7 protein-coding genes are annotated in these 7,010 nt (G+C 67.7%); all 7 read right to left on the bottom strand.

Features of this window, described 5'->3' with window-relative positions; all coding sequences use genetic code 11:
- Window positions 1-6 precede the first annotated feature (6 nt).
- On the bottom strand, window positions 7-828 hold the full coding sequence (locus EPO55_RS14505; protein WP_296337631.1) for a ScpA family protein: 822 nt from the start codon (window positions 826-828) through the stop codon (window positions 7-9).
- Between the two features lie 55 nt (window positions 829-883).
- Entirely contained in the window at window positions 884-1,915 is a 1,032-nt protein-coding gene (gene nagZ / locus EPO55_RS14510; protein WP_296337633.1) for a beta-N-acetylhexosaminidase, read from the bottom strand.
- A 25-nt stretch (window positions 1,916-1,940) separates the two neighbouring features.
- Entirely contained in the window at window positions 1,941-2,729 is a 789-nt protein-coding gene (locus tag EPO55_RS14515) for an SPOR domain-containing protein (RefSeq protein ID WP_296337635.1), read from the bottom strand.
- Between the two features lie 141 nt (window positions 2,730-2,870).
- Window positions 2,871-4,613, bottom strand: a complete 1,743-nt coding sequence (gene argS, locus EPO55_RS14520; protein ID WP_296337636.1) for an arginine--tRNA ligase — start codon at window positions 4,611-4,613, stop codon at window positions 2,871-2,873.
- A gap of 53 nt (window positions 4,614-4,666) precedes the next feature.
- On the bottom strand, window positions 4,667-5,842 hold the full coding sequence (locus tag EPO55_RS14525) for a deoxyguanosinetriphosphate triphosphohydrolase (RefSeq protein WP_296337645.1): 1,176 nt from the start codon (window positions 5,840-5,842) through the stop codon (window positions 4,667-4,669).
- 96 nt (window positions 5,843-5,938) lie between these two features.
- Window positions 5,939-6,370, bottom strand: coding sequence for a universal stress protein (locus EPO55_RS14530; protein WP_296337638.1), 432 nt, complete (start codon window positions 6,368-6,370; stop codon window positions 5,939-5,941).
- Window positions 6,371-6,375: 5 nt separating this feature from the next.
- On the bottom strand, window positions 6,376-7,010 hold a 635-nt coding region (locus tag EPO55_RS14535; protein ID WP_296337640.1), incomplete at its 5' end, for a YjbE family putative metal transport protein.

Consider the following 7,010-nt stretch of genomic DNA (forward strand, 5'->3'; position numbering starts at 1 on the left):
TGACCGTTACCGTTGCTCGGTACGCTTGCGAAGTTGGATAGGGCCGAAACGCTCGGTCTGGCGCAGTTCGAGCTGGCCGTCCTTGGCCAGCTGCAGACCCGCCACGAAGGTCGAGGCGATCGCCGAGCGCCGCCGTTGCGGATCGGTGAGACCGGCGGGCAGGAAGGCCTCGAGCGACTGCCAGTCGATGGCGATGCCCAGCATGCGGCCCAGCCGCTCGGCTGCTTCCTCGACCGAGAAGAACTGCATGGGCGCGATCTGGTAGGTGTCGGCATCCTTCGGCCGCACCTGCGCGCCATAGGCATGCAGCAGGTCGTAGAGCTTCACGTCCCAGATCGCGCGACGCACCACGACCACGCCCTCGGGCTGGCCGCGCACGAAGATATCGCGGCCGAGCTGCGGACGGGCCATCAGGCGGACACCCGCCTCCTGCATCGCCTCCAGCCGCCGCAACTGCCACTGCAGCGCATCGGCCATCTCCTGGCCGGACGGCTCCTCGCCGGCCGGCGGTTCGGGCAGCAGCAGGCGCGACTTCAGATAGGCGAGCCACGCGGCCATCACGAGGTAATCGGCGGCGAGTTCGAGCCGGAGCCGGCGCGCCTGGGCCACGTGCGCCAGGTATTGGTCGACCAGCGCCACCATCGAGATGCGGCGCAGATCGACCTTCTGGTCGCGCGCCAGCGCCAGCAGCAGGTCGAGCGGGCCTTCGAAACCCTCGAGATTGACGATCAATTCGCCCTCGCCCGGCGCGATGACGTCGGGACCGGCAGCGGCGAAGCTGTCGGCGCTACCATCGCTGGCGGCCGGCGGAGGGGTTTGTTCGGTCATGCAGGTCCGGTTTAGTCCAGTGGGAGCGCCTGCCGCCACTGGATTTGACCCGGCCTTATCCCCATTCGGGCAGAAGCGCCTGGAGCCGGCGCCCGGCGTCGGCCAGTCCGGCCTTGCCGGCGGGGTCGCGGTGACGGGCCAGAAAGCTCCGCCCGGCGTCGAAACGGCGCCCTGCCGCCTCGGTCATCGGGCCGGTCTGGGCCGCGATCTCGGTCATCTCGTTCATCCGGCCGTTGCAGTGGAGCGCCACGTCGCAGCCGGCCGCCAGGGCTCGCGACGCCCGCTCGCCCAACGAGCCGCCCAGCGCCTGCATGGAAAGATCGTCGGACAGCAGCAGGCCGTCGAAGCCGATATGGCCGCGAATCACCTCCCGTACACCGCGCGCGGAAACGGTGATGCAGGCGGCAGGATCGATGGCCTCGAACAGCAGGTGGCCGGTCATCGCCCAGGGCAGATCGGCCAGGAGCTGGAACGGCACGAAATCGGTGCGCTCCAGCAGGTCGCGCGAAGCGCTTACCCTGGGAAGTGCCTCGTGACTGTCGACCGTCGCTCGCCCGTGTCCCGGAATGTGCTTGATCACCGGCATCACGCCTTCGGCCAGAAGCCCTTCGGCCGCAGCGCGGCCCAGCGCCGCCACCGGCTCCGGCCGGTCGGCATAGGCACGATCGCCGATCACCGCATGGGTCTCTGGAAAGGCAATGTCGAGCACGGGCAGGCAATCGACGTCGCAGCCGACCGACGCCACGTCGGCTGCCAGCAGCCTCGAGTTCAACCGGGCCGCTTCGAGCCCGCGTTCGGGATCACGCGCGTAGAGCGCACCGAGCAGGCGGGCCGGAGGCGCCTTGCGCCAGGCGGGCGGTCTGAGCCGGGCAACGCGGCCGCCTTCCTGGTCGATCAGCACGGGCGCATCGGCCCGCGCCACGCAGGAGCGGAGATCGTCGACCAGCCGGCGTGTGCGCTCGGGCGTATCGACATTGCGGGCAAACAGGATGAAGCCCAGCGGATCGACGTCACGGAAGAAGGCGCGTTCCTCGGACGTGAGATCTGGCCCGGCACAGCCGAAAATCGCCGCGCTCGGGCGACTCATGGGCGAGATCTCACCGCGCTGAACCTCAACGTGCCGGCGGAACCGTGACGCAGTCGGCGCGGCGGCCCTTCAGCGTGCCGCAGATGCTTTGCGCCTGCTTCTCGTCGAGCGGCCCCGCCTGGACGCGATACCATACGCCCTTGTCGCCGAGATCGACGCGAACCGCCTGCATGCGCAGGTTGGCGAGCACGTCGCCGTGTGCGCTTTGCAGGCGCGCCCAGGTCGACTTGGCCACATCCTCGCTCTTCACCGCAGCGATCTGCACCCGCCAGCCACCGGTCGGACCGGACATATTCTCGATCAGGCTGGCAATGGACGGGCCGGCCTCGGTCGGCACGAGAGTCGTGGCGGTGGTCGCGCTGGCGGGCTGTGCGGACGCGGACGGTGTCGTTGCCGCCTGGACAGGCGCGGGCGTCGGCCCAGCGCCAGGCGCCGTCGGCTGCACCGGGGTCGGGGTCTTGGCGGCGGTGGCTTCCGGCTTCGGCGCCGCGGGCGCCGGCAGGCCGGCGGCCGGCAGCTTGGGTGTATCGACGCCAGGCAGCAGTTTCTCCGGCAGGCTCGGCACCGCGCCCGGCGCGATGCGGTTGAAGACTTCCTTGTCCTGGTTGGGCGGCACGAGCCCGCCTGCATTCTCGGGCTTGACCCGCGACGGCGTGGTCGGCGCCTGCACGACCAGGGGCTCCAGCCCGCGGCCGCCCGCCTTCACGTCCTGATTATGCGCCCACCACACGACGGAACCGAAACTCGCGATGGCCGCGATTGAGACCATGACGGTCAGGATCTGGCCACGGCGTCGGTTGACCAGGGTCAGCAAGGAGTCCCGCGGCGGCGGCGGGATGGAATCAGGCTCATGTGCGACGGGCCGAGGCGGCGGATCGAGCCGCACCGCAACCGACTCATTGGGTCGGTAAATCGTTGGACCGTCGCCGGAGGGGGACCGGCGCATGTGCATTTTTTATCTCATTTCATCGACGGGTGTGACGCCGAAGACCTTTAGACCCGATCCTATCACAAAACCGACCGCCTGTACCAATGCGAGACGCGCCCGGGTGAGTTCGGCGTCGCCCTCGATGACGAACTTCAGCTCCGGCTCCTTGGACCCGCGCGTCCAGTGGGCATGGAAGGCCGCTGCCAGGTCGTAGAGGAAGAAGGCGATGCGATGCGGCTCATGCGCCACCGCCGCCGCTTCGACCTGTCGTGGCCATTGCGCGATCAGCCTGATCAAGGCGAGTTCGCCTCCATCGGTCAGCCGATCGAGGACGGCGCCCGACACGGCTTCGGGGCCGATCCCGGCCGCGGCCGCCTGGCGCACCACCGAGTGGGTGCGGGCATTGGCGTACTGTACGTACCACACCGGATTATCGCGCGACTGTTCGGTGGCCTTGACCAGGTCGAAGTCGAACGCGGCGTCGTTCTTGCGCGTGAGCATCGTGAACCGCACGACGTCGGGACCGACCTCGTCGAGCAGGTCGCGCAGGGTCACGAACGTGCCGGCGCGCTTGGACATGCGCACCAACTCGCCGTTCTTGAGCACGCGCACGAGTTGGCAGAGCTTGACGTCGAGCTCGCCCTTCTTGTCGGTGATGGCGCTCACCGCCGCCTTCATGCGCCTCACGTAGCCGCCGTGATCGGCGCCCCAGATGTCGATCATGTCGGCGAAGCCGCGACGGTACTTGTCGTGATGGTAGGCGATGTCGTTGGCGAAATAGGTCCAGCTGCCGTCCGACTTCTTGAGCGGCCGGTCGACATCGTCGCCAAACTGCGTGGAGCGGAACAGGGTTTGCTCGCGATCCTCCCAGTCGTCGGGCTTCTGGCCCTTGGGCGGCTCGAGCCGACCCTGGTAGACGAGGCCCTGCTGGCTGAGTTCCGCGAAGGCGCGATCGACCGCGCCGCTCTCGACGAGGGCGCGCTCCGACGAGAAGACATCGATATGGACGCCGAGCGTCTCGAGATCGGTCCGGATCTCGGCCATCAGCATGGCGATCGCGAAGCTGCGCATCTCGGGCAGCCAGTCGACTTCAGGCTTGTCGATCCAGCGCGCGCCGTCGCGCTTGGCGATCGCGGCGCCCACGTCCTTGAGATATTCGCCGGGATAGAGACCCTCGGGGATCGCGCCGATGGTCTCGCCCAGCGCCTCCTTGTAACGGAGGTGGGTCGACTGGCCGAGCTTGTCGACCTGGGCGCCGGCATCGTTGATGTAATATTCCTTGGTGACGGCGAAGCCCGCCTTGTGCAGCAGGTTGGCCAGCGCATCACCCACCACCGCGCCGCGCGCATGCGCCACGTGCAGCGGGCCGGTCGGGTTGGCCGAGACATACTCGACATTGACCTTGTGGCCCGCGCCCATCTGCGAATCGCCGTAGGCGATGCCTTCCTTCAGGCACTCACCCAACCGCGCCCGCCAGAAGGCATCGGCAAGCTTGAGGTTGATGAAGCCCGGCCCGGCAACCGCGCCGTCGACCACATCGGGATTGGCTTTCAGCCGCTGGAGCAGCGGCTCGGCGATATCGCGCGGCTTCTTGCCCGCGGCCTTGGCCAGCACCATGGCAGCATTGGTCGCGATGTCGCCATGCGCGGGATCACGCGGCGGCTCGGCGGTGATGGCGGAGAAATCGAGTGACGGGGACAACTCGCCGGACGCCTGCATGGCCTCGAGGGCGGCCACGATCACGCCGATGAAATGACGATAGGGGTTCATGTGCGCGGGTATTACCTAATCGGGCCGATTTGTCATCCCGAAGGCTGACACCCCTACTCGTACAGATCGAACAGCCGCTTGTGCTCATCCAGCGCATAGCGGTCGGTCATGCCGGCGATGTAGTCGGCGACCAGGCGGGCCCGGGCCTGGGTTTCGGCCTGCTCGGCGCGCTCGCGCCACGGCGAAGGCAGGCAGTTGGGCTCGGCGAACAGCAGGCTGAACAGGTCGGCCACGACGCGTCGCGCCTTGGAGTGCGAGCGGTTGAGGCGCCAGTGCTCGTACATGCGCTTGTAGAGGAACGCCTTCACGGTGCGGTCGGTCGCAGCCATATGCGCCGAGAAGGCCACCACCGGCCGGCCCAGCGTCCGGATGTCCGCCACAGACTTCGGCGCCGCCTCGGCGAGCCGCCGTCGCGTTTCGGCCAGCACGTCCTCGACCATGGCGTTGATGACGCGGCGCACCGCCTCGTGGATCAGCCGTGCCTGATCGATGCCGGGATACTTCTGGGTCACGATCGAGAACATCTCGCCGACCAGCGGCAGCTCCATGAGATCGGCGATCTCGAACAGGCCGGCGCGCAGGCCATCGTCGATGTCGTGATTGTTGTAGGCGATGTCGTCGCTGAGCGCGGCAACCTGGGCCTCGGGGCCGGCGTGGCCGTCCAGTTCGAGGTCGTGGTCCTGGCAGTATTCGACGATGGCGGCCGGCAGCTGCGACAGCGTGCGGCCCTGCCTGAGCAGCGGACCGTTGTGCTTGACCGCGCCTTCAAGCGTCTCCCAGGTGAGGTTGAGGCCGTTGAACTCGGCGTAGCGCTCCTCAAGCTTGGTCAGGATGCGCAGTGTCTGGGCGTTGTGGTCGAAGCCGCCGTGGTCCTTCATGGCGGCGTGCAGCGCTTCCTCGCCGGCATGACCGAACGGCGTGTGGCCGAGGTCGTGGGCGAGCGCCACCGCCTCGCCGAGATCCTCGTCGAGGCGCAGCACGCGGCAGATCGTGCGCGCGATCTGCGCAACCTCGAGCGAATGGGTCAGGCGGGTGCGGTAGTGATCGCCCTCGTGATAGACGAAGACCTGGGTCTTGTGCTTCAGGCGGCGGAACGCCGTCGAATGAATAATGCGGTCGCGGTCGCGCTGGAACGGGCTGCGGCTGGGCGAACTCGGCTCGGCATGCAGGCGGCCCCTGGTCTGCCAAGGCAGGGTGGCAAAGGGCGCCAGCGCCTGGTTCCGCCACATCTCGTCTGCCAACGCAGCCCTCCGTCCGCCCCGGCGCATGCCGCGGTGGCGCGGTTTTACTGCGTCCGCGGCGAGGCAACAACCTCGCCTGGTCGCCTACTTGATCAGGGTGACCGGTACGTTGACGTGGGCGATCACGTCCTGCGCGACCGACCCGAGAAGGACACCGGCGAGCCCGGTGTGGCCACGGGTGCCGAGAACCACCAGGCCAGCGCCCAGCTTTTCGACGTAGTCGCTGACGATTTCGCCCTGCCGGCCGACGCCGATATGGACCTTGGCCGGCACCGCCGCCTTCTTGGCGAGGTCAACCGCGGAAGCCAGCGCCTTGTTGCCCTCTTCGCGGTGATGGCTGTCGATCTGCTCGCGCGAGACGAACGCCGAGATCGCGCCGCCGAGGTTGGGTTGCACGTTCAGGAAATGCAGCTCGGCGGCGAGGCCGGCCGACAGCAGGTCGAGTGCGTGGCGTACGGCGCGGTCGGAGGTCTCTGAACCGTCGACGGCGACCAGGATTGCCTTCATCTTGGCCATGGCGACTAGTCCTTCCCTTTGTCCGATGCGAGATCGACCGGCTCGGCGTGCCTGCGCTGCTTGGCGCGGTATTGCAGGTAGTATCCAAGAGCCACGGTGATGACCGCGCCACCAATCTCGAAGACAAGCTGCGCGTTGGGGATCGCGGCCGCAAGTTGCTTGGCATAGGCCGGATCGGTCGCCAGCACCTCGCCCGCGATCCAGCCGAGCAGGCCGCCGCCGGCGATGACGATGATCGGGAAGCGCTGGAGCAGCACCATGATCAGGGTGGCGCCGAAGATGATCAGCGGGATGCTGATCAGCAGGCCGAGGATGATCAGGGTCGTGTCGCCCTTGGCCGCCGCAGCGATGGCGATGGCGTTGTCGAGGCTCATCACCGCGTCGGCGATGATGATGGTGCGGATGGCACCCCACAGGGATCCCTCCGCCTTCACCCCATCGCCGTGCTCTTCCTCGCCCTGGACCAGCTTGATGCCGATCCACAGAAGAAGGAGGCCACCGATCAGCTTCAGATACGAGATCTGGAGCAGCAGATCGACGATCAGCACGAAAATGATGCGCAGGACGATGGCGCCGGCGCTGCCGACCAGGATGGCCGGCTTCTGGTGGCGATTTTCGAGATTCCGGCAGGCCAGCGCGA

Origin of the sequence: Reyranella sp. (genome assembly GCF_004296935.1) — a bacterium.
GTDB lineage: Bacteria > Pseudomonadota > Alphaproteobacteria > Reyranellales > Reyranellaceae > Reyranella.